This window comes from Nonomuraea sediminis (assembly GCF_018531495.1).
Lineage (GTDB): Bacteria > Actinomycetota > Actinomycetes > Streptosporangiales > Streptosporangiaceae > Nonomuraea > Nonomuraea sediminis.
This window is the reverse complement of sequence record NZ_JAHDTI010000002.1, coordinates 871,334-895,985: the sequence shown is the minus strand read 5'-3', so window position 1 is coordinate 895,985 and position 24,652 is coordinate 871,334. Positions and strand designations below refer to the sequence as shown.

24 protein-coding genes are annotated in these 24,652 nt (G+C 68.3%); 14 read left to right on the top strand and 10 right to left on the bottom strand.

Going from position 1 to position 24,652, the window contains the following annotated elements; translation table 11 throughout:
- Window positions 1-12 precede the first annotated feature (12 nt).
- The 4 genes from KIK09_RS12315 to KIK09_RS12300 form a co-directional block, all read right to left on the bottom strand.
- Window positions 13-1,503 (bottom strand): protein kinase family protein, encoded by a 1,491-nt coding sequence (locus KIK09_RS12315; protein WP_214319076.1) that lies wholly within the window; start codon window positions 1,501-1,503, stop codon window positions 13-15.
- A gap of 148 nt (window positions 1,504-1,651) precedes the next feature.
- Complete coding sequence (murJ, locus tag KIK09_RS12310) at window positions 1,652-3,268, bottom strand: murein biosynthesis integral membrane protein MurJ (protein ID WP_214319074.1); 1,617 nt, start codon at window positions 3,266-3,268, stop codon at window positions 1,652-1,654.
- Window positions 3,265-5,352: a DUF6049 family protein gene (locus KIK09_RS12305; protein ID WP_214319072.1), complete on the bottom strand. Its 2,088-nt coding sequence runs from the start codon at window positions 5,350-5,352 to the stop codon at window positions 3,265-3,267. The genes murJ and KIK09_RS12305 overlap by 4 nt, the downstream gene beginning before the upstream one ends.
- A gap of 47 nt (window positions 5,353-5,399) precedes the next feature.
- Complete coding sequence (locus KIK09_RS12300) at window positions 5,400-5,843, bottom strand: YbaK/EbsC family protein (RefSeq protein WP_250573092.1); 444 nt, start codon at window positions 5,841-5,843, stop codon at window positions 5,400-5,402.
- A gap of 232 nt (window positions 5,844-6,075) precedes the next feature.
- Here KIK09_RS12300 and KIK09_RS12295 point away from each other — a divergent pair, with 232 nt between their 5' ends.
- Window positions 6,076-7,482, top strand: a complete 1,407-nt coding sequence (locus KIK09_RS12295; protein WP_214319627.1) for a CCA tRNA nucleotidyltransferase — start codon at window positions 6,076-6,078, stop codon at window positions 7,480-7,482.
- Here the strand turns inward: KIK09_RS12295 and KIK09_RS12290 are convergent.
- Entirely contained in the window at window positions 7,427-8,665 is a 1,239-nt protein-coding gene (locus tag KIK09_RS12290) for an MFS transporter (protein WP_308164044.1), read from the bottom strand. The genes KIK09_RS12295 and KIK09_RS12290 overlap by 56 nt on opposite strands.
- Window positions 8,666-8,821: 156 nt before the next feature.
- On the opposite strand from KIK09_RS12290, the gene idi reads away from it, so the two are divergent.
- Window positions 8,822-9,406: an isopentenyl-diphosphate Delta-isomerase gene (idi, locus tag KIK09_RS12285; protein ID WP_308164043.1), complete on the top strand. Its 585-nt coding sequence runs from the start codon at window positions 8,822-8,824 to the stop codon at window positions 9,404-9,406.
- 528 nt (window positions 9,407-9,934) lie between these two features.
- Here the strand turns inward: idi and KIK09_RS12280 are convergent.
- Window positions 9,935-11,014 (bottom strand): inositol-3-phosphate synthase, encoded by a 1,080-nt coding sequence (locus KIK09_RS12280; RefSeq protein WP_214319062.1) that lies wholly within the window; start codon window positions 11,012-11,014, stop codon window positions 9,935-9,937.
- A 13-nt stretch (window positions 11,015-11,027) separates the two neighbouring features.
- On the bottom strand, window positions 11,028-11,603 hold the full coding sequence (locus KIK09_RS12275; protein ID WP_214319626.1) for a PadR family transcriptional regulator: 576 nt from the start codon (window positions 11,601-11,603) through the stop codon (window positions 11,028-11,030).
- A gap of 133 nt (window positions 11,604-11,736) precedes the next feature.
- Here KIK09_RS12275 and KIK09_RS12270 point away from each other — a divergent pair, with 133 nt between their 5' ends.
- The 4 genes from KIK09_RS12270 (at window position 11,737) to KIK09_RS12255 (ending at window position 17,118) form a co-directional block, all read left to right on the top strand.
- Window positions 11,737-12,123 carry a DUF5318 family protein gene (locus KIK09_RS12270; protein ID WP_214319061.1) on the top strand — a complete coding sequence of 129 codons (387 nt, stop codon included), beginning with the start codon at window positions 11,737-11,739 and terminating at the stop codon, window positions 12,121-12,123.
- Window positions 12,124-12,260: 137 nt separating this feature from the next.
- Entirely contained in the window at window positions 12,261-14,726 is a 2,466-nt protein-coding gene (locus KIK09_RS12265) for a transglycosylase domain-containing protein (protein ID WP_214319060.1), read from the top strand.
- Complete coding sequence (locus KIK09_RS12260) at window positions 14,723-16,060, top strand: glycosyltransferase family 87 protein (protein WP_214319058.1); 1,338 nt, start codon at window positions 14,723-14,725, stop codon at window positions 16,058-16,060. The genes KIK09_RS12265 and KIK09_RS12260 overlap by 4 nt, the downstream gene beginning before the upstream one ends.
- Entirely contained in the window at window positions 16,057-17,118 is a 1,062-nt protein-coding gene (locus tag KIK09_RS12255) for a mannosyltransferase family protein (protein ID WP_214319056.1), read from the top strand. The genes KIK09_RS12260 and KIK09_RS12255 overlap by 4 nt, the downstream gene beginning before the upstream one ends.
- A gap of 62 nt (window positions 17,119-17,180) precedes the next feature.
- Here the strand turns inward: KIK09_RS12255 and KIK09_RS12250 are convergent, their stop codons facing one another.
- Window positions 17,181-17,927, bottom strand: a complete 747-nt coding sequence (locus tag KIK09_RS12250; RefSeq protein ID WP_214319054.1) for a deoxyribonuclease IV — start codon at window positions 17,925-17,927, stop codon at window positions 17,181-17,183.
- Window positions 17,928-18,026: 99 nt separating this feature from the next.
- On the opposite strand from KIK09_RS12250, the gene KIK09_RS12245 reads away from it, so the two are divergent.
- Entirely contained in the window at window positions 18,027-18,200 is a 174-nt protein-coding gene (locus KIK09_RS12245) for a hypothetical protein (RefSeq protein WP_214319052.1), read from the top strand.
- Window positions 18,201-18,237: 37 nt separating this feature from the next.
- Here the strand turns inward: KIK09_RS12245 and KIK09_RS12240 are convergent, their stop codons facing one another.
- Entirely contained in the window at window positions 18,238-18,552 is a 315-nt protein-coding gene (locus tag KIK09_RS12240; protein ID WP_308164042.1) for a hypothetical protein, read from the bottom strand.
- Window positions 18,553-18,729: 177 nt separating this feature from the next.
- Here KIK09_RS12240 and rpsF point away from each other — a divergent pair, with 177 nt between their 5' ends.
- From rpsF to KIK09_RS12205, 7 genes are all read left to right on the top strand, one after another.
- Window positions 18,730-19,020 carry a 30S ribosomal protein S6 gene (rpsF, locus tag KIK09_RS12235; RefSeq protein ID WP_214319051.1) on the top strand — a complete coding sequence of 97 codons (291 nt, stop codon included), beginning with the start codon at window positions 18,730-18,732 and terminating at the stop codon, window positions 19,018-19,020.
- 87 nt (window positions 19,021-19,107) lie between these two features.
- Complete coding sequence (locus KIK09_RS12230) at window positions 19,108-19,656, top strand: single-stranded DNA-binding protein (RefSeq protein WP_214319050.1); 549 nt, start codon at window positions 19,108-19,110, stop codon at window positions 19,654-19,656.
- Window positions 19,657-19,718: 62 nt separating this feature from the next.
- Window positions 19,719-19,955, top strand: coding sequence for a 30S ribosomal protein S18 (gene rpsR / locus KIK09_RS12225; protein WP_020543048.1), 237 nt, complete (start codon window positions 19,719-19,721; stop codon window positions 19,953-19,955).
- Window positions 19,956-19,969: 14 nt separating this feature from the next.
- Entirely contained in the window at window positions 19,970-20,416 is a 447-nt protein-coding gene (gene rplI / locus KIK09_RS12220) for a 50S ribosomal protein L9 (protein ID WP_214319049.1), read from the top strand.
- A gap of 309 nt (window positions 20,417-20,725) precedes the next feature.
- Window positions 20,726-21,592 (top strand): ABC transporter substrate-binding protein, encoded by an 867-nt coding sequence (locus KIK09_RS12215; RefSeq protein ID WP_214319048.1) that lies wholly within the window; start codon window positions 20,726-20,728, stop codon window positions 21,590-21,592.
- Window positions 21,592-22,434: an amino acid ABC transporter permease gene (locus tag KIK09_RS12210; protein WP_214319047.1), complete on the top strand. Its 843-nt coding sequence runs from the start codon at window positions 21,592-21,594 to the stop codon at window positions 22,432-22,434. Before KIK09_RS12215 ends, KIK09_RS12210 begins: the two co-directional genes overlap by 1 nt.
- Window positions 22,431-23,180 carry an amino acid ABC transporter ATP-binding protein gene (locus KIK09_RS12205; protein ID WP_214319046.1) on the top strand — a complete coding sequence of 250 codons (750 nt, stop codon included), beginning with the start codon at window positions 22,431-22,433 and terminating at the stop codon, window positions 23,178-23,180. The genes KIK09_RS12210 and KIK09_RS12205 overlap by 4 nt, the downstream gene beginning before the upstream one ends.
- On the opposite strand, the gene KIK09_RS12200 is transcribed toward KIK09_RS12205, so the two are convergent.
- A complete protein-coding gene (locus KIK09_RS12200; RefSeq protein ID WP_250572909.1) occupies window positions 23,177-24,649 on the bottom strand; it encodes an APC family permease in 1,473 nt (490 codons plus the stop codon). The genes KIK09_RS12205 and KIK09_RS12200 overlap by 4 nt on opposite strands.
- Between the last annotated feature and the right edge of the window lie 3 nt (window positions 24,650-24,652).

The window sequence follows — 24,652 nt, the reverse complement described above, 5'->3', positions numbered from 1 at the left end:
AGGGATTCCTGATTATGCCGATCCTGGAGAGTGCACCACTACTTCATAGATGGTGCCATGAAACTTCCCTGCATCCGCCGGAAGACGCGTAAACCAGATCAAAACGTACTGACCGCTTGCGGGCTGGCTCGGGGTCAGGGTGATCTTGCCCGCTGCATCCTTGTTCGTGGCGACGGTCTTGAGGGAGTCGAGCTCCGGCTTGTCGCCGACCTTGAGCTCCACCGCGCCGCCCGACGCCTCGCCCAGCGTCGCCACGACGTCGCTGACCTGCACGGACTTGCCCATGTCGAGCAGCAGCCCGACGCCCGGCTTGAGGTTGCCCAGCTCGGCGCTGTTGTAGTTGTCGGTCTTCCAGAACGTGCTGGTCTTGCCGTCGATCGTCAGCGGCGCCATCTCCGACTTCTCGTCGCCGTCGCCGAGCGGGTCGAACCCGCTGGCCTTGGACGGCTTGACGACCTGCGGTTGCGCCGACGCCGAGGTGGAGGTGCTCGGCGACTGCTGGGCCGAGGGGGTGCTGGGGCTGCCCAGGCTGCGGCCGACGGTCCAGGCGCCGACGCCGACGGCGGCGATGACCAGCAGCACCACGATGGTCATGAGCACCCGGCTGACGACGCTGGAGGAACGGCGCGGCGGGGGCGGCAGCTGGACGGGCACCGGACGCTCGCGCGTCTCCAGGCCCTCGGAGTGCGAGGTCGCGGTGACGGCGGGCGGCGAGGTGTAGGAGATCGGGATGGGCATCGGCCTGGCCACGCCGGCCAGCGACTCGGCGACCTCGGCCGGGCTGGCCAGCGCGCTCTGCCCCTTGCGCGACTCGGGCAGTGCGGCCCTGATCGTGACGGTGTCGAGGTAGCCGGGCACGCCCGCGGTGACCTGCCGCGGCGTGCAGAAGTGGCCGTCGCTCATGGGGGCGGCCGGCAGGCCGCCCTCCTCCTCGTCGCCCGGCCAGTGGCCGGTCAGCCCGGCGTACAGCAGGCGGCCCAGGCCTTCCGCGTCGTCCAGCGCCGGCTGGTCGGTCGTGAGCCCGGACAGGGCGGCGTCGACCGCCACGCCCAGCACCTTGACGGTGTTGCCCGTCGTCCACACCAGGTGGGAGGGACGCAGGCACAGGTGGTACAGGTTGGACTCGTGGGCGTGCGCGAGGGCCTCGGCGGCCTCGGCCACCAGCCCGGCCGCCCGCTCCGGCTCCAGCGGGCCGGCGGCCAGCAGGTCGGACAGGGTCTCGCCGGTGACCCACTCGCTGACCACGTAGGAGTAGTCGTCGTCCTCGGCCGCGTCGAACACCTGGGTCAGCCGGGGATCGGTGAGCCGGCTGGCGGCCCTGGCCGCGGTGACGACCTCGTGGACGCGGGGGAACTCGGGCCCGAAGGTGAGCACGGCGACCGGACGCGCAAGGATCTCGTCGATGGCCTTCCACAGCGTGGCGCCGTCGGACTCGCTCACGCGGTCCTCGAGCCGGAAGCGCTCGGCGAGGCGGGTGCCGGGCTCCACCGCAGACGTGCTCACAGGCTCACTCCGCTCATGGCTGTACCCGCCTGCGCGGGGGTTGCCCACGTAGGCACGCTATGCCGGGTGGATCCGCCCACGCCCCTCCTGCTTCCATTCGCGCGTGTCGGGCACCATGGTAGTGCTGCCTCGATCGCGTCCGTGTTCTTTACCGGCCTACCCGTCCGGCGACCATCCCAACGATGGAATTGACCTCCGGGATGCGCATCTTGTGTGCCACCGCCAGGTAGACCAGCCCGCCGACCCCGCCGCCGATGGCCAAAGTGATCAGCGAGTTGACGAAACTGAGCCCGCCGAACACCTCCTGAACCAGCCAGACCGCGGCCAGCGCCAGGACGGCCGTGGGCAGCGCCGCCATGTACATCCTGGTCATCGCCGAGCCGATCTGCCAACCGCCCAGGCCCTGGACCCGCCGGCTGGCCAGGATCCACGCGCCCAGCGCGCCCACGGCGTAGGAGACCGCGTAGGCGAAGGCGAGCCCCATGACGGCGTACTCGGGGGACAGCAGGGAGTTGAAGACCAGCATCAGCACGGCGTTGACGGCGACCGTGCCCGCGCCGATGAACACCGGGGTGCGGGTGTCGCCGAAGCTGTAGAACACGCGCAGCAGCAGCTGGAAGATCGCGAACGGCACCAGCGCGAGCCCGTAGACCTGCAGCACGTTGCCGATGTAGATGGCGTCCTCGGTCGGCGTCGCGCCGTGCGCGTAGATCGGGACCGTGATGGCGGGGCCGAGCACCATGATCATCAAGGAGACGGGCACCATGACCGAGCTGATCAGCCGCACGCTGGAGCCGAACTCGGTCCGCACGTCGCCGAAGCGGTGCTCGCCCACCGCCCGGCTCATCCGCGGCAGCATGGCCGTGATCACCGACACCCCGATGACGCCGTAGGGCAGCTGGAACAGCTGGAAGGCGTAGGTGTAGGGCGAGATGCCGTGCCCGGGCACCGCGTCGCCGGCGGCGCTGGACAGGTTCGTGGTCAGCATGAACCCCAGCTGGGTGATCACCGTGTAGCCGATGGTCCAGGCGCCGGCCTTGCCGATCTCGCCGAGCCGGGCGTTGCGCACGTCGAAGCGTGGCACGAAGGAGAAGCCGACCCGCTTGAGCGCCACGATCAGCACGATCGCCTGCGCCACGATGCCCGCCGTGGTGCCCAGGCCGATCAGCGCCAGGTCGCCGTTGGAGATCTGGTCGACGTCGGTGCGGGACGCGGCGGGCGTGGTCAGCAGGAAGACCATGAGCACCCCGATGACCACGAGGTTGTTGAGCACCGGCGCCCACATCGGGGCGGCGAAGCGGTCGCGGGTGTTGAGGATCGCGCCCGCCACGGCTCCGACGCCGAAGAAGGCCAGCTGCGGCAGGATGAACTGCGCCAGCCGTACCGCGACCTGGAACTTGTGGCTGTCGGCGTTCCAGTTGGTGGTGTAGAGGTCGATCAGCAGGGGGGCAGCGAGCACGGCCAGCACGGCGACGACGGCCAGCGCCACCGTGGCCAGCGTCATCAGGCGCTGCTCGTAGGCGCGCCCGCCGTCGGGCTCGTGCTGCTGGGCCTTGACGATCATCGGCACCACGACGCTGCTCAGCACGCCGAGCAGCAGCAGGTCGAGAATGCTGTAGGGGATGGCGTAGGCGGCGTTGTAGGCGTCGCCCATGGTGGCGGTGCCGATCGCGGCGGCCAGGACCATCGTCCTGACGAAGCCGGTGACCCGGGAGACCATCGTTCCCGCGGCCATGACGGCGCTGGCGCGCAGCAGTCGACTCATACCGACTCACTCTCTCGCGTCTGGGGGGTGCGCGCGGGCTTCTTCAGCGACCTGCGTCGCAGGATCCGCGTCACCACCGCGGCCAGCATGACGGCCAGCGCGGCGCCGACGATGACCAGTGCGATGCCGGTGTAGCCCGTGGTGCGGATCGTGAGCCTGGAAGCCTTGCCGTACGGCTGGCCGTCGGCGGTGCGCAGCTGGACCGTGACCGTGGCGTCGCCGCTCGACTTGGCCGCCATCGGTACCTGCACGCCGCCGCTCTGCCCTTTCAGGATCGTCAGCGGTTCCTTCGGGTTGAAGTCGACGGCCAGGACGTCCGGGTCGTTGGACTTCACGTCGATGAACAGGGAGATCGTCTGGGTGCCGGAGTTGCGGACGCTGATGGGCACCTGACCCTCGCTGCCGGCCAGGGTGCGGGGACGGTCGGCGCCGGTGATCTGGATCTGGCCCATCGTGGTCTTGACCGTGCTCTGTACCTGCTTGGTCAGGCCGCGCCCTGCCGGGGTGCTGTTGCGCCAGGCGCCGGAGACGGCGCGCAGCACGGCCGCGTCGAACGGCGAATCGCCCTTGTTCACGGTGATCTGCGAGGTGAGGGCCGCGTTGGCGGCCAGTTCCTTGATCGGGGTGAGGTACTTGGGCCCGAGCTCGTCCTTGCGGTTCTGCTCGGTATAGGTCAGCCCGGCCCGCGGCACCTGAGTCTTGCCCGGCTTGATCGAGCCGAGCTGGGTGAGCTGCAGCCACGGCAGCTTGCCGGCGGTCTTCAGCAAGGTGGTGACCAGCATGGGGTTCGGGTTCCAGCGGCGCGAGGGCGCCACGACGACCGAGCGGGGCGTGGTCTGGCCGGGCTCGCCGGCGATCATCGCGGTCTCGGCGATGAAGCGCAGCTTGTTGAGCGTGGTCGAGCCCTGGCCGCCGGGCTCGAACTCGAACGTGCGGCTCAGCTCGGGGTCGGTGAGCAGCGCGGTGACCGGCCCGCCCACAGTGTCGAGCGTGGCGGCGGCGTCGGGGGTGTAGGTGACCGGCTGCTGGGTGGGCACGTTGGCGGAGTTGAGCAGCACGCCCTGGACGTGGCCGACCGACAGCAGGTCCAGCGCGTCGGCGTCGAGGACGCCGTCGACCGGCCAGTTCAGCGCGGTCTGGATGTCGTCGCGCTTGAGCAGCTGCCTGGCCTTCTGGCCGCCGAGCGCGAGCGCCTTGGCGGTCTGCGTGTCGAGCCCCTGATGTGCCAGCGCCGCCACGTCGGGGTCGGCGTAGGGCAGGGCCGCGACGGGCGACCTGGCCAGCTCGGCCCGCATCGTGTCGAGCCAGAGCTTGGCTTCCTGGCTGGCGGGCTTGGCCTGGTCGCCGTTCTTCTTGGTCCTGACCGTGTAGGGGGAGCTCATCTGGTTGAGGTCGTCGAGCAGCCCGGGCTCGACGAACCAGGTGACGCTCTTGGGCGCCGACTTGGCGATCTTGGCGAGGTTGGTGAGCATGCCCTTCTGGCCGAGGGCGTTGACCAGCTTGTCGTCGACGAAGTGGGCATCGTCGGAGCGGTGCGGCTGGTCGATCACCGGCAGCGCGACGGCCAGCTTGGTCTTCTGCGGCTTCTGCCCGGGCGTGGTGGGGGCGTAGGTGATGACCGTGCGCTGCTCGGCGATCACCTGGTAGCCGAGCTGCACCACCTCGACGGCCACCGGATAGACGCCGTACTGCCTCAGCGAGAGCTGGACGGGGCTCCGGGTGATCTCCCACGAAAGCGATCCGTTGGCGGCCACCGCCTGGTTGGACAGCTGGGAGGTCGTCGACGGGGTCAACTGCTGCGTCGTCGATCCCGCCAGGAAGGCTCGCATCGAGGCCCGATCGGCGAACCTCTGCGGGCTGTAACGCAGCCGGATCGTCAGCCCGGAAAGCGGCGTGGAGGTCGTGTTGGACACCGTGCCCGAGAACTTGATCTCGGTGTTCAGCTCCGTGGAGTAGTCGGGCGTCACCGAGCCCAGGGTCAGCGCGACGGCCTGCTTCCCGGCAGCCGCACTCGGCGCGGTCGCCACCATGGGGGCGAGCAACGCGGCGGAGAGGGAGGCGATCAGCGCGGCCTTACGGATCACGCGTCCACCCCGGCTGGAGTACGGCGCACGCCCGCAATGGTACGGGCTCAGTGCCGCGACGCGACCGCCTGACGCGATCCCCTGGGGCGCGGAACACGTAGGTCCACCGTCTTTCCGGACAGGAGAGTCAGCAGGTCAAGAGCGCGAAGTGTGAGCGCGGTGTGGCGTTCGCCGGTGGCGGTGAAGATCGGTCCCGTATCGGGTCTCAGCCGGTCGTCGATCAGCACAGGCAGCGATCGCGGCAGCAGCAGCGGGCATACCAGTCCGGCGGCGTAGTCGGTGGCCGAGTTGACCAGGAAGGCGGCGGCCGGCCGTACCTTGCGGACGCCGAGCAGCCCGCCGACCACGCCCGGTTTGGGGGGAGCCGACACGGAGGAGACGGTGGCGACCACCTCGCGGCCCAACCTGGTGGTGACCTCGAACACCGTGACCGCCACGCAGCGCTCGGGGGCCGCGGAGACCGCCCCGGGCAGTTCCTCCACGCATGTCATGGGGCGCGGAAGGCGTACGATCTCATGATGGACCTGGTGTGCAAGGAGCCAGCGGTGGATCGCGAGGGCGTCCTTCATGTATACGCTCCTTGCCTCGTTCCATTGGCCCCCGACGGTCCTCTGACCGAAAGGTAACCCGGACCCGGTGTGGCTCGGGGGATATGTTCCGGAATGCGAGAAGGACCTACCCAGCTTGTCACCCTCAAATCTGACCGACACGCAGCAGCGCGCCATGGGCGACCTGTTCCGCAAGATCGCTCCGGTGGCCGACGACCTCGGCCGCCTCTTCGCCGCGCGCGGGCACGAGCTGGCCCTGGTCGGCGGCCCGGTACGCGACATCCTGCTCGGCCGCAGCGGCAACGACCTCGACCTGACCACCGACGCCCGCCCCGAGCGCGTACTGGAGCTCGTCAGGCCGTGGGCCGACTCGGTGTGGACGATCGGGATCGACTTCGGCACGGTCGGGCTGCGCAAGAACGGGTGGCAGATCGAGATCACCACCTATCGCAGCGAGTCCTACGACCCGAAGTCCCGCAAGCCCGAGGTGATGTACGGCGAGACCCTCGAGGCCGACCTGGAGCGACGCGACTTCGCGGTCAACGCGATGGCGGTGCGGCTGCCCGGCAACGAGTTCGTCGACCCCTTCGGCGGGCTGGGCGACCTGGCGGCCAAGGTGCTGCGCACTCCCGGCACGCCCGAGCAGTCCTTCGGTGACGACCCGCTGCGCATGCTGCGGGCCGCCCGCTTCGCCTCGCAGCTCGGCTTCACGGTCGAGGAGTCCACGGTACGGGCGATGGCCGAGATGGCCGAGCGGATCGAGATCGTCTCGGCCGAGCGCATCCGCGACGAGCTGGACAAGCTGATCTGCGGCGCCTACCCGCGCGAGGGCCTGCGCCTGCTGGTCGAGACCGGCCTGGCCGCGCACGTCCTGCCCGAGCTGCCCAAGCTGCGCCTGGAGATCGACGAGCACCACCGGCACAAGGACGTCTACGAGCACACGCTGACCGTCCTCGACCAGGCCATCGCCCAGGAGGAGGACGGCAAGCCCGACCGGATCCTGCGCTGGGCCGCGCTCCTGCACGACATCGGCAAGCCCAAGACGCGCCGCCACGAGCCGGGCGGCCGGGTGTCCTTCCACCACCACGAGGTCGTCGGCGCGCAACTGACCAAGAAGCGCATGACCGAGCTCAGGTTCCCCAAGGACGTGGTGACCGACGTGTCCCACCTGGTGGAGCTGCACCTGCGCTTCCATGGCTACGGCACGGGGGAGTGGACCGACAGCGCCGTGCGCCGCTACGTGCGCGACGCGGGTCACCTGCTCGACCAGCTGCACAAGCTGACCAGGGCCGACTGCACCACCCGCAACAAGCGCAAGGCCCAGGCGCTCTCGCGCACCTACGACCACCTGGAGGAGCGCATCGCGCGGCTGGCCGAGGAGGAGGAACTGGGCAAGATCCGCCCGGAGCTCGACGGCAACCAGATCCAGCGCATCCTCGGCGTGGGGCCGGGCCCGGTCGTCGGCAAGGCCTACAAGTTCCTGCTTGACCTGCGCCTGGACCAGGGCGTGCTCGGTGAGGAGGCGGCTACCGAGGCGCTGCTGAAGTGGGCGGAGGAGAACCTACCGCGAGACGGCGCGTGACCAGCCGGTAGATCAGCGCGCCGACCAGGTAGCCGATCACGATGATCGCCAGCGCCAGATAGGACTTGCCGTTGGCGGGCAGGATCGCCGCCGACAGGGCCGCGGCCAGCACGTACATGCCGTTGAACAGCATGTCGTAGATGGAGAAGGCCCGGCCCAGGTAGACGTCCTCCACGTCGCGCTGGACCATGGTGTCGGCGCAGATCTTCACGCTCTGGCCGGCGATGCCCAGCACGAAGCCGGCCACGGGCAGCCCCCACTCCTGGAACGGTGCGACCAGCACCCCGGTGAGCACGCCCGCCGCGACCAGCGCCATCGGCACCCACCGCTCGACCGTGAAGCGGGCCGTGGCCCACGGGGTCAGGAACACGGCCAGGAAGTAGCCGACGCCGGAGGTCGCCACCACCAGGCCGATGCCCTTCAACGCCTGTTCCGCGTCGCCGTCGGTGAAGTAGTAGCGGTACAGGATGATGCCCAGCGCGGTGGCCATGCCGTACAGGAACCTGTGGGTGGCCATGGCGCCCATCGTGGCGGCGGCGACGCGGTGCTGTGCCAGGTGCCTGGCGCCCTCGATCAGGCCGACGAGGACGTTGCGGACCTCCTCGCGGGCCTGGGGGCGCTCGGGGTCGTAGGAGGGGCCGAGCAGGGAGCGCTCCATCGTGCGGGCCACGAGCGCACTCAGCATGAACACCACGCCCGAGGTGACCAGCAGCAGGGCCACGCCGCCCGGGCCGGCGCCGAAGATGTCGCGCAGCAGGAAGCCCACGCCCACGCCGATGAAGGTGGCGACCGTGCCGGAGGTGGGGGTGACCGCGTTGGCGGCCATCAGCCGGTCGGCCGGCACCACGTGCGGCAGCGAGGCGCCCAGCGCGGCCAGGAAGAACCGGTTGACCGCGAGCACGCCCAGCGCGGCCGCGTAGAAGGCGGCGTCGGGCGCGCCGGCCGCGACCAGCACGGCGGCGGTCACCAGCAGCACGCCGCGCACGAGCGGCGCGATCATCAGGATCTGCCGCCGCGACCACCGGTCGATGAAGACGCCGACGAACGGCCCCAGGATGCTGTACGGCAACAACAGCACAGCCAGGCCCGTGGCCACTTGCAGCGCTGTGGTCTGCTTCTCGGGATTGAAAAAGGCGAATCCGGCCACGCCGAACTGGAAGATCCCATCGGAGAACTGGGACACCAGGCGGGTACCGAAAAGCCGCCGGAAATCCCTACCTCGCAGGACAACGCTTAGATCGGCGACGAATGACACGGTGTCAGACTAGCCCCGGCCGCTTGGTACCGCAGGATGGAATCGTGTCCGAATCGTGCTCATGATCACGGTACGCTTCATAGCGTGACGACAGAGGAACACGTGGTGCTCGTCGACGGCGAGGGAAACGCGATCGGCACCGCACCCAAATCGTCGGTGCACGGCACGGATACACCGCGCCACCTGGCGTTCTCCAGCTATGTCTTCGACCAGGAAGGCAGAGTGCTGCTGACCAGGCGGGCGGAGCACAAGACCACCTGGCCTGGGGCGTGGACCAACAGCTGCTGCGGACACCCGCTGCCCGGCGAGGCCGTCGAGCACGCCGTCGGTCGCCGCCTGTCCTACGAGCTGGGCCTGGATGCGGCCCGGATCGACCTGATGCTGCCGAGCTTCGCCTACCGCGCGGTGATGGCCAACGGCATCGTCGAGCACGAGCTGTGCCCGGTCTACCGCGTCCAGGTCGACGGGCCCGCGGACCCCAACCCGGACGAGGTGTCCGAGGTCATGTGGATGCCGTGGAAGGAGTTCGCCGAGGGCGTCATGAACGGGCTGCTCGCCATCTCGCCCTGGTGCCGCGAACAGGTCCCCCACCTCGACGACCTCGGCGCCGACCCGGCTTCGTGGAGCCCCGCTTCCGCGGCCGAGCTGCCGCCTGCTGCTCGGCTTTAGCGACACGGCATCGGATGTACTCGCTTCAGAGACTTCGGATGTACTTGCTTTAGAGATTTGGAAGGTACGGCGAGGCCGCCGCCACCGGCCGCCCGCCGTCGTGTGCTGAGGGCCCGCGTCCGGCGCTTCCGGCGAGTCGGTGCCGCTTGCCCGCCGTCACGGCGTTTCGTTCTCCGGGCACCACGGTCCCGCTTCCCGCCGTCACGGCGTTACGTTCTCCGGGCACCATGGTCCCGCTTCGCCGCCGTACAGGGCGCTGACCTCCGCCGTCCCCGGTCTGGCCGACCCGGCGCGTCGCCGCCTGTTCCGCGGGCCGAGGCAACCCGACTGCCGTACCCCCGAAACGCGAACGGGATCCGCTTCCCGGGGGAGGCGGATCCCGTGCGTCGTGGCGGCGAGGTTGTTGCGTCGACTCGCCGGAAGCGCCGCTCGCGGGTCCTCAGCCGAAGTGCGGCGGGCGGCCGGTGGCGGTGGCTTGCCGTACCTCAGAAAGAGGTTCTGACGAACGTCAGCAGAAGTGGGCGAACGTCAGCGGTCGACTTCGCCGCGGATGAACTTCTCGACGTAGTCGCGCGCCTCGTCGTCGGAGTACTGCACGGGCGGCGACTTCATGAAGTAGCTCGACGCGCTCAGGATCGGCCCGGCGATGCCGCGGTCCAGGGCGATCTTGGCGGCGCGCACGGCGTCGATGATGATGCCGGCCGAGTTGGGCGAGTCCCAGACCTCGAGCTTGTACTCCAGGTTCAGCGGGGTGTCGCCGAAGGAGCGGCCCTCGAGGCGGACGTAGGCCCACTTGCGGTCGTCGAGCCACGGCACGTGGTCGGACGGGCCGATGTGCACGTCGGCCTTGCCCATCTCGTGCGGGATCTGCGAGGTGACCGACTGCGTCTTGGAGATCTTCTTGGACTGGAGCCGCTTGCGCTCCAGCATGTTCATGAAGTCCATGTTGCCGCCGAAGTTGAGCTGGTACGTGCGCAGCAGCTCCACGCCGCGGTCCTCGAACAGCTTGGCCAGCACGCGGTGCGTGATCGTGGCGCCGACCTGGGACTTGATGTCGTCACCCACGATCGGCACGCCGGCCTCGGTGAACTTCTCTGCCCACTCGGGGTCGGAGGCGATGAAGACCGGCAGCGCGTTCACGAAGGCGACCTTGGCGTCGATCGCGCACTGCGCGTAGAAGCGGTCGGCCTCCTCCGAGCCGACCGGCAGGTAGGAGACCAGCACGTCGACCTTGGCGTCCTTGAGCACCTTGACCACGTCGGCGGGCGCCTCGTCGGACTCCTCGACGATCTCCCTGTAGAACTCGCCCAGGCCGTCATAGGTGTGACCTCGATGCACGATCACGCCCGTGGGCGGCACGTCGGTGAACTTGATCGTGTTGTTCTCGCTGGCGAAGATCGCCTCCGAGACGTCATGGCCGACCTTCTTGGCGTCGACGTCGAAGGCGGCGACGATCTCGACGTCACCCACGTGATACTCGCCGAACTTCACGTGCATCAGGCCCGGCACTCGGGTGTCCGGATCGGCGTCCTTGTAGTAATGAACGCCCTGGACCAGCGACGCCGCGCAGTTGCCGACTCCGACAATGGCCACGCGAACCGAACCCATCGCACTCGCTCCTTCACTCATCCGTATGTGTTTCAGGCCTCTCGGAGGCCTGTCTCTCTGTCGCGATCAACTCGTTGAGCCAACGCACTTCGCGCTCGACCGATTCCAGGCCGTGACGTTGAAGCTCCAGTGTGTAACTGTCCAGGCGCTCCCTGGTGCGTGCCAGGGCAGTGCGGACGCTGTCGAGCCGCTCTTCCAGGCGGCTGCGGCGGCCCTCGAGGATGCGCAGCCGGACCTCGGCCTCGGTGTGCCGGAAGAAGGCGAAATGGACGCCGAAGCTCTCGTCCTCCCACGCGGAGGGCCCGGCCTGCGTCAGCAGGTCCTGCAGGCGCTCCTTGCCTTCGGCGGTCAGCTTGTAAACGATCTTCGATCGGCCGCCCACGATCGTGGTGGGCGCCGGCTGCTCTTCCACGATAAGACCCTGCTGCAGCAGGGATCTGAGACAGGGGTAAAGCGATCCGTAGGAGAAGGCACGGAACATCCCCAACAGAGCGTTGAGCCGTTTGCGCAGCTCATAGCCGTGAAGCGGCTGCTCGTGCAGCGACCCGAGCACGGCGAGCTCCAGCACTCTGCCCTGTCCAGTTACCAACGGAACCGCCCCCTCTCGTGTCGATGTATCGAGCCGATACATCCCGAAGATACGTCACTCCGCTATATGCCCGCAATCAATGAGTTGACCAAGCCGTTGGGATGAATCGGTAAAAAGCCGTAGTCTGGCGCTCATGTGGTCACAGAGAAGGGTGGTGGATTACGGTCTCGCCAAGCGGGCGGTCGTCCACTCGCTCCGCGCCGGGCGCACGTCGCCCGGCGATGTCTGTGACGCACAGCCCTACCTCCTGCGCGCGGCACGGCACTTCGGGGAAGCCACGGATCGCCCCTGCCCCGTGTGCGAGCGGGAGAACGTCACCAACGTGACCTATGTCTACGGAGATTCCCTCGGACGACATGCCGGTCAAGCAAAGGGCGCGTCGGAACTCGCCGAGATGGCACATGATTACGACGAGTTCCGGGTGTACGTCGTCGAGGTCTGCCAAGGTTGTTCCTGGAACCACCTGACGGTTTCGTTCGTCCTCGGCAACGGGCCGCCGGATCTCCTCGGCCAACCCTGATACCGAGGGCGGCGAGGTGCCTCACGCCCACACCCGCCGTGCTACCGACGACGATGCGAGGACGTGTGAGTTACAGCAGCAATGATGGGACGGCTCGCCCTGGTGGACGGCGCCGTCGCTCCGCCTCGTCCCGTTCCGTGCCCTCAGGCTCGCCTCCGCAAACAGGCGACGCCACCTGGGGTGGCGCGGCAGGGTCGCAGCGTCGTCCTGAGGCCGCGTTCGAGCAGACGGGCGCGATGCCCGCCCAGCCGGGAGAGCAGCCGCGCCAGCCCCGCAGCCGGTCCAACCAGGAGACCGTGGTCAGCGAAGCGCCGCCGCGCAGGGCACGCGGGCGCGCGCCTGGCGGTCCATCGGGCCCCCAGGGTCCTGAGGGCCCGCGTCGTGGCGGGGATGACGACAGGCCGCGCTGGCGCCGCTTCATCCCCAACTGGAAGATCGTCATGGCCTCGTTCGCGGTGCTCGCGGCGGGCGTCTTCGGCATGATCGCCGTGGCGTACGCCAACACGCCGCTGCCCACGGGCGTCCAGGACCAGGCGCTGGCCGAGCAGAGCGTCCTGTACTACAACGACGGCAAGACCGAGATCGCCAGGCTCGGCACGCCGCGCAAGATCATCGATTACAAGAACATGGCAGACTCGATCAAGGACGCGACGGTCGCCATCGAGAACAAGACGTTCTACACCGACCCCGGCATCTCCATCTCCGGCATGGTCCGCTCGGTGTGGATGACCGCCACCGGCCAGCAGTTGCAGGGCGCCTCGACGATCACGCAGCAGATGGCGCGCAACTACTTCAACGGCCTCAGCCAAGAGGTCTCGATCAAGCGGAAGATCAGCGAGATCTTCATCGCGGTCAAGCTTGACAAGAACATGTCCAAAGAGGACATCCTCAAGAACTACCTCAACACCATCAACTTCGGCCGCGCCTACGGCATCGAGGCAGCCGCGCAGACCTACTTCGGCTCCAAGGTCCACGCCAAGGACCTGACCCCGGTGCAGGCGGCCTACCTGGCTGCCCGCATCCAGACGCCGAGCTGGGCCGACGACTCGCCCGCCCTGCAGGACCGCTTCAAGACCGTCATCACCAACATGGCCGAGCTGTGGCCGCAGAAGTACGGCCAGCTCCCGGCGACCGCGAAGTTCCCCAAGGTGAAAAAGCCCGGCGACGGCAACGAGTACGGCGGCATCAAGGGCTACATGATCGTCCAGGTGCTGGAGGAGCTGAAGCAGCGCGGCGTCAGCCCCGACGAGGTCAGGAGCGGCGGCTACAAGATCGTCTCCACCTTCGACAAGAGGCTGATGGAGGCCGCCAAGACCGCGGTGCTGAGCAACACCTCGAGCATGTCCAAGGAGTTCCACACCGGCCTGGCCGCGGTGAACCCCAAGAACGGCCGGGTCGTGGCCTTCTACGGTGGCACCAACTACCTCAAGGACCCGTGGAACGAGCCCTTCGACTCCAAGAAGCAGGCGGCTTCCGCCTTCAAGCCCTACGTGCTGGCCGCCTGGCTGCAGGCGGGCTACTCGCTCAAGAGCTATGTCCCCGGTAACCACACCGTGCCCAAGGAGCTGCCCGGCCAGCAGGCGGGCGGCTTCAGGAACAGTCACAACGTGGGTGCCTCCATCGACGTGATCAAGGCCACCGCCCAGTCGGTCAACACCGCCTACGTCTCCATGGCATTCAAACTGCCCGGGCAGCTGGGCGACGTGAAAAAGATCGTGGAGAACGCGGGCTTCGACACGACCCGCATGGAGAACGACGTCAAGGCGCACTCCTACCAGTTCGCCATCGGCAGCGCCCTGGTCACCCCGGTCGAGCAGGCCGCCGGATACTCGATCTTCGCCAACGGCGGCCGGTACACCAAGTACCACGTCGTCCAGGACGTCTACCGGGGCAAGCAGATCGTCTACCCCGAGCAGCGCGCGCAGAAGTCGGTGATCAGCCCGGAGGCCGCGTCCGACGCGACCACCGCCATGCAGGAGGTGCTCAGGAGCGGTACCGCCGCGGGCAAGGGGCTCGGCAACCGCCCCGCGGCCGGTAAGACCGGCACGAACAACGACGAGAAGGAAGCCTGGTTCGTCGGCTTCACCCCGCAGCTGACGGCCGCGGTCGGCATGTACCGCGAGCAGTGCGTGACGTCCAAGGGCACGATCGTCCAGCCGATCTACTCCAACTGCCCGATCACCCCCAAGGGCAAGGCGAGCACGAAGTACAACGGCAACCACCCCTACACCCGGCCCAAGGAGGTCTCGCTACGCTTCGAGGGCGCTGGCCCGCCCACCTCGGTGTGGCGCTCGTTCATGCAGCTGGCCCTGCAGAACAAGCCGGTCGAGCAGTTCCCGGCCAAGGCCGACCTGGGCGAGCCCGAGAACATCGTGCCCAGCCCGACGCCGACGCCCACGCCGACCGACCCGTTCTCGGACGAGACGGACCCGAACTCGAACTGCGGCATCATCACCCCGTGTGATGGCAACAACGACAACGTCACCGAAGACCCCAACAACAACGGTTTCCCCACCGATCAGGGTGACCAGGGCGGGTTCGGCGGCGGTGCCGAGCGGCCGAGCATCCCCGATCCCATGGCCACCAGGCGCGAGGATCAATGAACTTGGCCACCGGCCAGCGGCCGCCGCTGATGATGCGGGCCGTGCCGTACCTGCCCCTGGGGCTGTTCGCGGCCCTGGGGGCGGTACTGGCCTACGTGGTGCGGCTGCCGTGCCGTACCGGTGGGTGGAATGATCAGGTCTCGACGTACCAGAACTTCTGTTACACCGACATCTACCCGCTCTACTTCGACCGGCAGCTGGCCACGCAGGACCCGTACTTCGCGCACGTGCCCTTCGACAAGCAGGTCGAGTACCCGGTGGTGCTGGGCGAGGTCATGCAGGTGCTGGCCAGGATCGCCCGCGCGGTGGTCGGTGGCGGCATCGAGAACGCCGCGCCGCAGGCCGTCCTGTTCTACGACCTGACCGTGATCGTGCTGGGCGTCAGCCTGGTCGCCGGTGTCCTGCTGATGGCCGCGGTGGCCGGGCCGACCAGGCGCTGGGACGCCCTGTGGTACGCGCTGGCGCCCTCGGTGATCCTGGCCGCCTACATCAACTGGGACCTGGTCGCCGGCGCGCTGTCCATGGGCATGCTGCTCGCCTGGGCGCGGCGCCGCCAGGTGCTCGCCGGGGTGCTGCTCGGCCTGGCGATCGCCACCAAGTTCTACCCGCTGATGTTCGTCGGCGCGCTGCTCCTGCTCACGCTGCGCACCGCCCGCTGGCGGCCCTTCCTGGTCACGCTGGGCTCGGCGGCGGCGGCCTGGCTGGTGGTCAACCTGCCGTTCATGGTGCTGGCCTGGGACGGCTGGCGCCGCTTCTACGTCTTCTCCCAGGAACGCGGCATCGACTGGGGCTCGCCCTGGCTGTTCTTCCAGAACAAGGGCTGGCCGATCCTGGGCACCGCCGACGTCAGCGTGCTGGGCATGTTCTCGCTGGCGGTGCTGTGCCTGGGCATCGCGGTGCTCACGCTCGCCGCGCCGCGCAGGCCGCGCCTGGCCCAGATCTGCTTCCTGGCGCTGGCCGCGTTCATGATGACCAACAAGGTGTGGTCGCCGCAGTTCGTGCTCTGGCTGGTGCCCTTCGCCGTGCTGGCCAGACCCAACTGGAAGCCGCTTGCCCTGTGGCAGATCGCCGAGATGTGGTATTTCTTCGCGATCTGGCTCTATCTGCTCACCCAGCCGCCGGTCGAACGTCCCGACCTGGGCATCGGTGACGACACCTACTTCACCGCGGTCTGGGGACGCATCATCACGATCGCGATCATGATGGCGTTCGTCGTGCGCGACGTCCTGCGCCCCGACCACGACGTGGTACGGCAGGCCGGAGTGGACGACCAGGCCGGCGGCGTCTTCGACGAGGCGCCCGACCGGTTCACGCTGCGTGCCGCCTACCGATGATCACGCGCTCGGCGGGGCGTGACGGGCTCCTGCTCTGGTTCGGCTCGCGCGCGGGGCTGCTGGTCGCGACCCTGCTGGGATCCACGTTCTCGGCCTACGTGGCCTCGTGGAACAAGTGGGACTCCGGGCTGTTCATCACGATCGCCCAGTACGGCTACGCCGGCGACCCCGCCAAGCCGGCGGACCCCGGGCTGCCCGCCTTCTTCCCTGGCCTGCCCGCGGCCCTGCGCCTGCTCCACCTGGTGGTGCCCGACTGGGCGGCGTGCGGGCTGATCGTCTCGCTGGCCGCCGGGGCGGTGGCGACGGTCGCGCTGGCCCGGCTGGCCGAGCACGAAGGGGCTTCCGGGTGGCCCGCCGTACTCGGGCTGCTGCTGTTCCCGATGGCCGTCTTCCTGGCCGCCGGATACAGCGAGTCGCTGTTCCTGGCCTTCGCCATCCCCGCGTGGCTGGCCGCGCGCCAGGGCCGCTGGCCCTTGGCCGCCGTGCTGGCGGCCGGGGCCTCGTGCGTGCGCATCACCGGCCTGTTCCTCGCGGTCGCGCTGATCGTGGAGCTGGTCGCGCAGCGCAAGCCGCGCCAGGCGCCCTGGCTGGTCGTGCCCTTCGTGCCGTTGATCGCCTACTCCATCTACCACTACCTGCGCTCCGGCGACTGGCTGGCGTGGAAGCACGCGCAGGAGGCCGGATGGGGCAGGGACATGGTGGCGCCGTGGAAGTCCTGGCTCACCACCTGGCACTCGGCGATGGGCCACGACGACTTCGCCGTGGCGTTCCGGATGGAGATCGTCGGGGCGGTGGTGGCGCTGGCCGTGCTGGGGTGGCTGGCCGTACAGCGCAGGTGGAGCGAGGTCGTCTACTGCGGGCTGCAGGCGGCGGCACTGATGACCTCCGCCTACTACCTGTCGATCCCGCGGTCGCTGCTGCTGTGGTTTCCGCTGTGGGTGGCGCTGGCGCGGGTGGCGACCAGGCACAGGTGGGTGATCGTCAGCTATGCCCTGATCGCCGGGCCGCTGATGGTGGTCAACACGACCAGATTCCTGTCGGGCGCCTGGGCGGGCTGATCTCTCTACCCAGTCTCCGCGCTCGGTAATCCAGGGAAGTTATCCACAGGCTGTGTATTTACCTAGAGGTTCTTCCGCAGGAACGCGATGTCGTCGGCCTGGCCGTCGGCCGGGGTCTCCACCACGATCGGCGCGCCGGCCGCCCGGCACACGGCCAGGATCGCCTCCGGGTCGATGGTGCCCTGGCCCAGGTTGGCGTGGCGGTCGGCGCCGGAGTCGAAGTCGTCGCGCGAGTCGTTGCAGTGCACCAGGTCGATGCGGCCGGTGATGGCCTTGACCCGCTCGACCAGGTCCACCAGTTCCTCGCCGCCGGCGTGCGCGTGGCAGGTGTCCAGGCAGAAGCCGACCTCGAAGTCGCCCACCGCCTCCCACAGGCGCGCGATCCGCTCCAGCCGGCGGGCCATCGCGTTGTCGCCGCCCGCGGTGTTCTCGATCAGGACCGGGATGCGGTGCTCCTCGAGCCGCTCGAACACCTTGCGCCAGTTGTCGAAGCCGACCTGGGGATCGTCGTTCTTGTTGAGGTGGCCGCCGTGCACGATCAGGCCCTTGGCGCCCAGGTCGGCGGCGGCCGTCAGGTGCTGGGTGAGCAGCTTGCGGCTGGGGATCCTGATCCGGTTGTTGGTCGTGGCCACGTTGATCAGGTACGGGGCGTGGATGTAGAAGTCCACCCCCTCGACCGGTTGGGCGGGCAGCTCGGGCCCCTTGTAGCCCTGCGGGTCGCCCAGGAAGAACTGGACGACCTCGGCTCCGATCTCGGCCGCGCGGGCGGCGGGATCGTCCTGGTCGACGTGCGCACCGATGAGGACCATGCGACCGAGCCTATCCCGGGGCCGTGAGCCTCGGACCGGCCGTTTGGCGACCTCGTCCCAGGGCAGTCGCAGAGCGCCCCCTGACTCGAGGAGAACGATATGGTCCGATGGCGCGCGCTGATCATCTTGATCTACGTCCTGATCGGCATCTACGTGGCGTGGGTCCACGGCTACATCACCGCGGGGTTCCTCAGGAGCCTGGCCGAGGCGCTGCTTGCGGTGTTCCTCTGGTTCCTGGTCCTGCTCGGCGTGGACTTGCACATCGGCAAGTGACATAGAAAAGGAAACGGCCCCGGGGCGGGGCCGTTTCTCAACTGGGCAGGAACCCTCCGTGGGCGATGCCGAGCGCCGCGCCTACGAACGAGGCCACGATCCCGACGATGTTGATCGAGCGCTGCGGAGTGGTCACGGAGATGTACTGGGAGAAGAGACCGACCCCGAAGCCCGCCACGCCGACCCACGCGGAGATCCAGTGGAGCTCGGTGAAGAACGTGGTGACGAAGGCCACCAGACCGAGCACCAACGTGGTGATGGACATGATGTTCTCGACCGGGTGCGAGCGACCGTCGCTGTTCAGCGTGAGCTTGAAGCGCTCGCTCTCGGAGGGTTGAAGCACATGTGGCACAGCTGCCACCCCCTTCGTTCCTACATGCCTTCCCACCCGTGGGCTGCTGGTAACCTGGTCGGGCTGCGTTGTGATATGCCCGTGGCGCCGAAGAGAGGCGCCGGGTGGAAACGTCAGCGTCCTCCTGTCACGGCAGAGTGTCGTGACCGCAGAGTCCAGAGGAGGTTGGAGTCCCGCATGCGTCGTTACGAAGTAATGGTCATCCTGGACCCTTCGCTCGATGAGCGCACTGTGGCGCCGTCCCTCGACCAGTTCCTCACTGTCGTCCGCAACGACGGCGGCAACGTGGAGAAGGTCGACGTCTGGGGCCGTCGCCGCCTTGCCTACGACATCGACAAGAAGTCGGAAGGCATCTACGCCGTCATCGACCTGTCCGCGGAGCCCGCGACGGTCAAGGAGCTCGACCGGCAGATGAACCTCAACGAGGGGATCCTGCGTACCAAGGTCATCCGCCCCGACGTGCACTAAGCAGCTCGTTGCCCGGCTTTTGTCGGGCGGCAGCCGTACTCTGGGCCGTAACCCAAGCGAAGACGTGCAGGAAGGCGAGCGCTAGCCATGGCAGCAGGCGACACAGTAATCACCATCGTCGGCAATCTCGTCGACGATCCGGAGCTGCGCTTCACCCCCACGGGTCAAGCCGTGGCTCGATTCCGCATCGCGTCCACTCCGCGGTTCATGGATCGCCAGACTAACGAGTGGAAGGACGGCGAAAGCCTCTTCCTGACCTGCAACGTGTGGCGGCAGGCGGCTGAGAACGCCGCCGAGAGCCTCCAGCGCGGCATGCGGGTCATCGTGCAGGGGCGGCTCAAGCAGCGGTCTTACGAGACCAAGGAAGGCGAGAAGCGCACGGTCTACGAGGTCGAGGTCGACGAGGTCGGCCCGTCCCTGCGTAACGCCACCGCCAAGGTCAACCGCACCTCCCGTCAGGGTGGCGGCGGTGGCGGCTTTGGCGGCGGTCCCGCCGACGACCCGTGGGCCTCTGCCTCGCCCGCCCCGCCCCAGGGCGGCGGCGGTGGCGGCGGCTTCGGAGGCGGCGGCGGCGGTGGTTCGCAGGGCGGCGGCTTCGGCGGCGGCGGCGACTTCAGCGACGAACCGCCTTTCTAACCACAAACCCACCCAACCGGTCCATTCCCGCTTGACGGCGGGGCTCTGAAAGGAGCACCACGATGGCTAAGCCGGCACTGCGCAAGCCCAAGAAGAAGGTTTGCCTGTTCTGCCACGACAAGATCTCCTACGTCGACTACAAGGACACGGCGCTGCTGCGGAAGTTCATCTCCGACCGCGGCAAGATCCGTGCACGCCGGGTGACGGGCAACTGCACCCAGCACCAGCGCGACGTGGCGACCGCGATCAAGAACGCGCGTGAGGTGGCCCTGCTGCCTTACACGAGCACCGCGCGCTAAGGAGGCCTGTCGATATGAAGCTCATCCTCACCAACGAGGTCTCCGGCCTCGGCGCCCCCGGTGACGTCGTCGAGGTCAAGGACGGCTACGGCCGTAACTACCTCATCCCCCGGGGCTTCGCGATGCGCTGGACGCGCGGCGCGGAGAAGCAGATCGAGTCGATCCGCAAGGCTCGTGACGCGCGCGAGATCCGCGACCTGGGCACCGCCAAGGAAGTCGCCGGCCAGCTCGGTGCGCTCAGGGTCCGCCTGAGCACCCGCGCGGGCGAGTCGGGCCGCCTGTTCGGCTCGATCACCACGGGCGACATCGCCGACGCCGTCAAGGCTGCCGGCGGCCCGCTGCTCGACCGCCGCCGCATCGAGATCGTCAACCCGATCAAGAGCGTCGGCTCCCACAAGGTCAGCGTCAAGCTGCACCCTGAGGTGTCCGCGTCCGTCGACGTCGAGGTCGTCGCCGGCTAGCGAGCACTGAAAGCCTCTCTCCCGTCCTGGGAGGGAGGCTTTCTCTTTTGCACGGCAAGCGGCGTGCATGGCAAGCCGCGTGTACGGCAAGCCGCACCACCGGCCGCCCGCCGCACTTCGGCCGAGGGCCCGCGCCCGGCGCTCGCGGCGAGTCGGGGCCGCTTTCCCGCCGCCACGGCGCACAGGATCCCGGCGCCGCCGTACAAGCGGAGTCCGGGTCCGGTAAAGCACCTGGTGGTGGCGTATTTCCTAGTTGAGCCCAGTAGAATTTGCTGGTTCTTCCTGTAGCTCCCCCTTGGAGGCTCTGTCATGGCCCGTCCCTCGGTGTTGCTGGCGGTTGGCGCGCTGGCGGCGGCGGCCGTAGCGTGCGCGCCCGTGGACAATACGGCGACCACCTCGTCCCCTGCGGCGTCGGCGTCCACCACGTGCACAAAGGACCAGCTCAAGCTGGTCAACGCGGGCAAGCTGACCATCGGCACGGACAAGCCCGCCTACGATCCCTGGTTCCAGGACGACGACCCGAGCAACGGCAAGGGATTCGAGAGCGCGGTGGCCTTCGCCGTCGCGGGCGAGCTCGGCTTCGACCGTTCCGAGGTCAAGTGGAACTCGGTCAAGTTCGACTCCGCCTTCGCACCCGGCGCCAAGAACTTCGACTTCGACGTCAACCAGGTGTCCATCACGCCCGACCGGGCCAAGGCCGTCGATTTCAGCAAGGGCTACTACACCGTCAAGCAGGCCGTCGTCGCCGTGCAGGGCAGCAAGTTCGCCAACGCCAAGAGCCTGGCCGAGCTGAAGGACGCCAAGATCGGCGTCCAGGTCGGCACCACCTCGCTGGACGCCGTCAAGGACGTGATCAAGCCGTCCGCCGAGGCGAACGTCTACAACGAGCAGATCGACGCGGTCAACGCGCTGAAGAACAAGCAGGTCGACGCCCTGGTCGTGGACCTGCCCACCGCCTTCTACGTGACCGCCGCCCAGGTGGACAACTCCAAGATCGTCGGTCAGTTCAGCTCGACCGGCGGCACGCCCGAGGAGTTCGGCCTGGTCATGGAGAAGGGTTCCGCGCTCAAGCCGTGCGTCGACAAGGCCGTCGAGGCGCTGAAGTCCAAGGGTGAGCTGGCCAAGATCGAGCAGCAGTGGCTCGGCGCGGCCGCGGGTGCGCCTGAGCTCTCGTGATGGCCACGGCCTGGGTCAAGAGCGAGCACCAGCTCGAACGCGAGCGGATCCGCAGGTTGCGGGGCCGCCGCTCGGCGTCGATCGCGACGGTCTCCACGATCGTGTTCCTGGTGCTCGTGGCGACCGTCGTCACCAACGCACCCGGCTGGCCCCGGGTGCAGGACTCGTTCTTCAACTGGGAGTGGTTCGTCAAGTCGCTGCCCGACGTGTGGCACGGCTTCCTGCTCAACGTCAAGATGTTCCTGATCGCTGAGCCGCTGATCCTGGTAGTCGGCCTGCTGGTGGCGGTGGTGCGCGGGCTGCGGTCGCCGGTGTTCTTCCCGCTGCGGGCGTTGGCGATCGCTTATACCGACATCTTCCGCGGGATCCCCACAATCCTGCTCATCTACATGGTCGGGTTCGGCTTTCCCGGGCTGAGGCTGCAGGGCATCCCGAACGATCCGATGGTGCTGGGCATCATCGCGCTGACGCTTTCCTACGGCTCGTACGTGGCCGAGGTATTCAGGTCGGGCATCGACTCGATCCACCCGAGCCAGATAGCCGCCGCCAGGTCGCTCGGGCTCAGCCACGCCAAGGCCCTGCGCTTCGTCGTGCTGCCCCAGGCCGTCAGGCGGGTCGTCCCACCGCTGCTCAACGACTTCATCTCGCTGCAGAAGGACACCGCCCTGGTGGCCACCATCGGCGCGGTCGAGGCGCTGCGGCAGGCCCAGATCTACGCGGCCAGCAAGTTCAACTACACGCCCTACCTGGTGGCGGCGTTGTTCTTCATCCTGCTCACGATCCCGATGGCGCGCTTCACCGACCATCTGGCCGAGCGGACGCGAAGGAGGCGGGGCGCATGAGCGGCAGCCTGCTGAGCATCGACGGCGTGTGGAAGGAGTTCCACGGCCACCAGGTGCTGCGCGGCATCGAGCTGGAGGTCCAGCCGCACGAGGTGGTCTCGCTCATCGGCGCCTCAGGCTCCGGCAAGTCCACCCTGCTGCGCTGCGTCAACCTGCTGGAGACCGTCGACGACGGACGGATCCTGCTGGACGGCGACGAGATCACCGATCCTCGGGCGAACGTGGACGACGTGCGGAAGAAGCTGGGCATCGTCTTCCAGTCGTTCAACCTGTTCCCGCACATGAGCGTGCTCGAGAACATCACGCTCGCCCCGCGCCAGGTGCACAAGGTCACCAAGGCCGAGGCCGAGCAGAGCGCGCACGAGCTGCTGACCAGGTTCGGGCTGGAGGGCAAGGCCAAGGCCTTCCCCGACCAGCTGTCCGGCGGGCAGCAGCAGCGGGTGGCCATCATCAGGGCGCTGGCCACCCAGCCGCGCCTGATGCTGCTCGACGAGGTCACCTCGGCGCTCGACCCCGAGCTGGTCAGGGAGGTCCTGGAGATCATCCGCGAGCTCAAGCAGTCGGGCATGACGATGATCCTCACCACCCACGAGATGAGCTTCTGCCGCGACATCTCCGACACGGTGTGCTTCCTCGACGGCGGCGTGCTGCTGGAGAAGGGACCGCCGGAGAAGATCTTCACCGATCCCGAGCACGGGCGGACCAGGGACTTCCTGCGGACCGTGCTGGAGGCGGGCCGGTTCTAACGCCTGTGACGGCCGCGGCCCGCCGTCTCCTTGACCCGGGCCGGGGCCAGCAGGCTGTGCCGCCTGCCGTACAGCAGGTAGACCAGCAGGCCGAAGGCCATCCACAGGGCGAACCAGCCCCAGGTGACCACGTGCAGGTTCACCATCAGCCAGAGCGTGGCCACCAGCGACAGGGCGGGGACGACGGGGGAGAGCGGCACCGTGAAGCCGCGCTCCAGCTGCGGCATCCGGCGCCGCATGACGATCACCCCGGCGGCCACGAACAGGAACGCGAACAGCGTGCCCATCACGACCAGCTCCTGCAGCGTCAGCACGGGCACGAACTCGGCCAGCACGATCGACACCGCGCCGATCACCAGCGTCACCCGTGAGGGCGTGTGGTAGTTCCTGCTGATCGTGGCCAGGCCGCGGGGGAGGAGCCCGTCGCGCGCCATCGAGAACAGCACTCGGGTCTGGCCCACGATCAGCACCAGGATCACCGTCGTCAGGCCCAGCACCGCGCCCAGGTCGATGACGTGCACCATCCAGTCCACGCCCACGACCTTGAACGCGCTGGACAGCGGGGCGTCCGTGGAGATCCGGGTGTAGGGGATCATGCCGACCATCACCACTGCCACCGCGATGTACAGGATCGTGGCGACCACCAGGCTGCGGATCATCCCCTTGGGCACCGCGCGCGACGCGTTGACCGTCTCCTCGGCCGCCGTCGCGATGATGTCCCAGCCGATGTAGGCGAACGCGATGGCCGGCGCCGCCGCGAAGATCCCGAACCATCCGAACGCCTGCCCCTGACCCAGGAACACCTCCAGCACCGTGGGCGCCGCCGCCGCGACCGGCTTGGGCGGAACGTAGAAGTCGCCGAAGTTGGCCACGTCCAGGTTCAGCGCGCCCACCACGATGACCGCGCCGATGGCCAGCAGCTTGGCCGACACCATGATCCACAGCGCGCGCAGACCGATCCGCGCGCCCAGCGCCACCACGCCCGTGAGCGCCGCCAGGATCACGAAGACGAACACGTCCCCGATCACGCCCTGCTGCGGCAGCCGTACGCCGAAGTCGGTGATCGTCTGTACGGCGAGCCCGGCCCAGGCCCTGGCCACCACCGCCACCGCCAGCTGCATCTCCAGGACCAGCGCGCACCCGATGATCCACGCCCACACCTCACCGAAGATCACATAGGTGAAGGTGTACGCGCTGCCCGACGTCGGCATCGTCGAGGCCAGTTCGGCGTAGCACAGCGCGGCCAGCAGGCTGGCGATGCCCGCGATCATGAACGAGAGGATCACGCCCGGCCCGGCGATCGTGGCCGCCTGCCGACCGGCGATGCTGAAGATCCCGGCGCCGATCATCACACCCAGCCCGAGAACGACCAGGTCGAGCGGGCGGTAGAGCTGGGCAAGGCTGTGCCGGGCGCCGGTACGTAACCCGGTCGCCTCAGACGGCGGCAGTCGTCGCAGAATCGTGGTCAAGGC

Coding starts and splice junctions, on each gene's coding strand:
- KIK09_RS12300 (WP_250573092.1), bottom strand. CDS start 5,843: ATGACATGCGTGGAGGAACTGCCCGGGGCGGTCTCCGCGGCCCCCGAG.
- KIK09_RS12210 (WP_214319047.1), top strand. CDS start 21,592: ATGGCCACGGCCTGGGTCAAGAGCGAGCACCAGCTCGAACGCGAGCGG.
- KIK09_RS12280 (WP_214319062.1), bottom strand. CDS start 11,014: ATGGGTTCGGTTCGCGTGGCCATTGTCGGAGTCGGCAACTGCGCGGCG.
- rpsF (WP_214319051.1), top strand. CDS start 18,730: ATGCGTCGTTACGAAGTAATGGTCATCCTGGACCCTTCGCTCGATGAG.
- KIK09_RS12215 (WP_214319048.1), top strand. CDS start 20,726: ATGGCCCGTCCCTCGGTGTTGCTGGCGGTTGGCGCGCTGGCGGCGGCG.
- rpsR (WP_020543048.1), top strand. CDS start 19,719: ATGGCTAAGCCGGCACTGCGCAAGCCCAAGAAGAAGGTTTGCCTGTTC.
- KIK09_RS12205 (WP_214319046.1), top strand. CDS start 22,431: ATGAGCGGCAGCCTGCTGAGCATCGACGGCGTGTGGAAGGAGTTCCAC.
- KIK09_RS12260 (WP_214319058.1), top strand. CDS start 14,723: ATGAACTTGGCCACCGGCCAGCGGCCGCCGCTGATGATGCGGGCCGTG.
- murJ (WP_214319074.1), bottom strand. CDS start 3,268: ATGAGTCGACTGCTGCGCGCCAGCGCCGTCATGGCCGCGGGAACGATG.
- KIK09_RS12230 (WP_214319050.1), top strand. CDS start 19,108: ATGGCAGCAGGCGACACAGTAATCACCATCGTCGGCAATCTCGTCGAC.
- rplI (WP_214319049.1), top strand. CDS start 19,970: ATGAAGCTCATCCTCACCAACGAGGTCTCCGGCCTCGGCGCCCCCGGT.
- KIK09_RS12245 (WP_214319052.1), top strand. CDS start 18,027: ATGGTCCGATGGCGCGCGCTGATCATCTTGATCTACGTCCTGATCGGC.
- KIK09_RS12255 (WP_214319056.1), top strand. CDS start 16,057: ATGATCACGCGCTCGGCGGGGCGTGACGGGCTCCTGCTCTGGTTCGGC.
- KIK09_RS12270 (WP_214319061.1), top strand. CDS start 11,737: ATGTGGTCACAGAGAAGGGTGGTGGATTACGGTCTCGCCAAGCGGGCG.
- KIK09_RS12295 (WP_214319627.1), top strand. CDS start 6,076: ATGGGCGACCTGTTCCGCAAGATCGCTCCGGTGGCCGACGACCTCGGC.
- KIK09_RS12250 (WP_214319054.1), bottom strand. CDS start 17,927: ATGGTCCTCATCGGTGCGCACGTCGACCAGGACGATCCCGCCGCCCGC.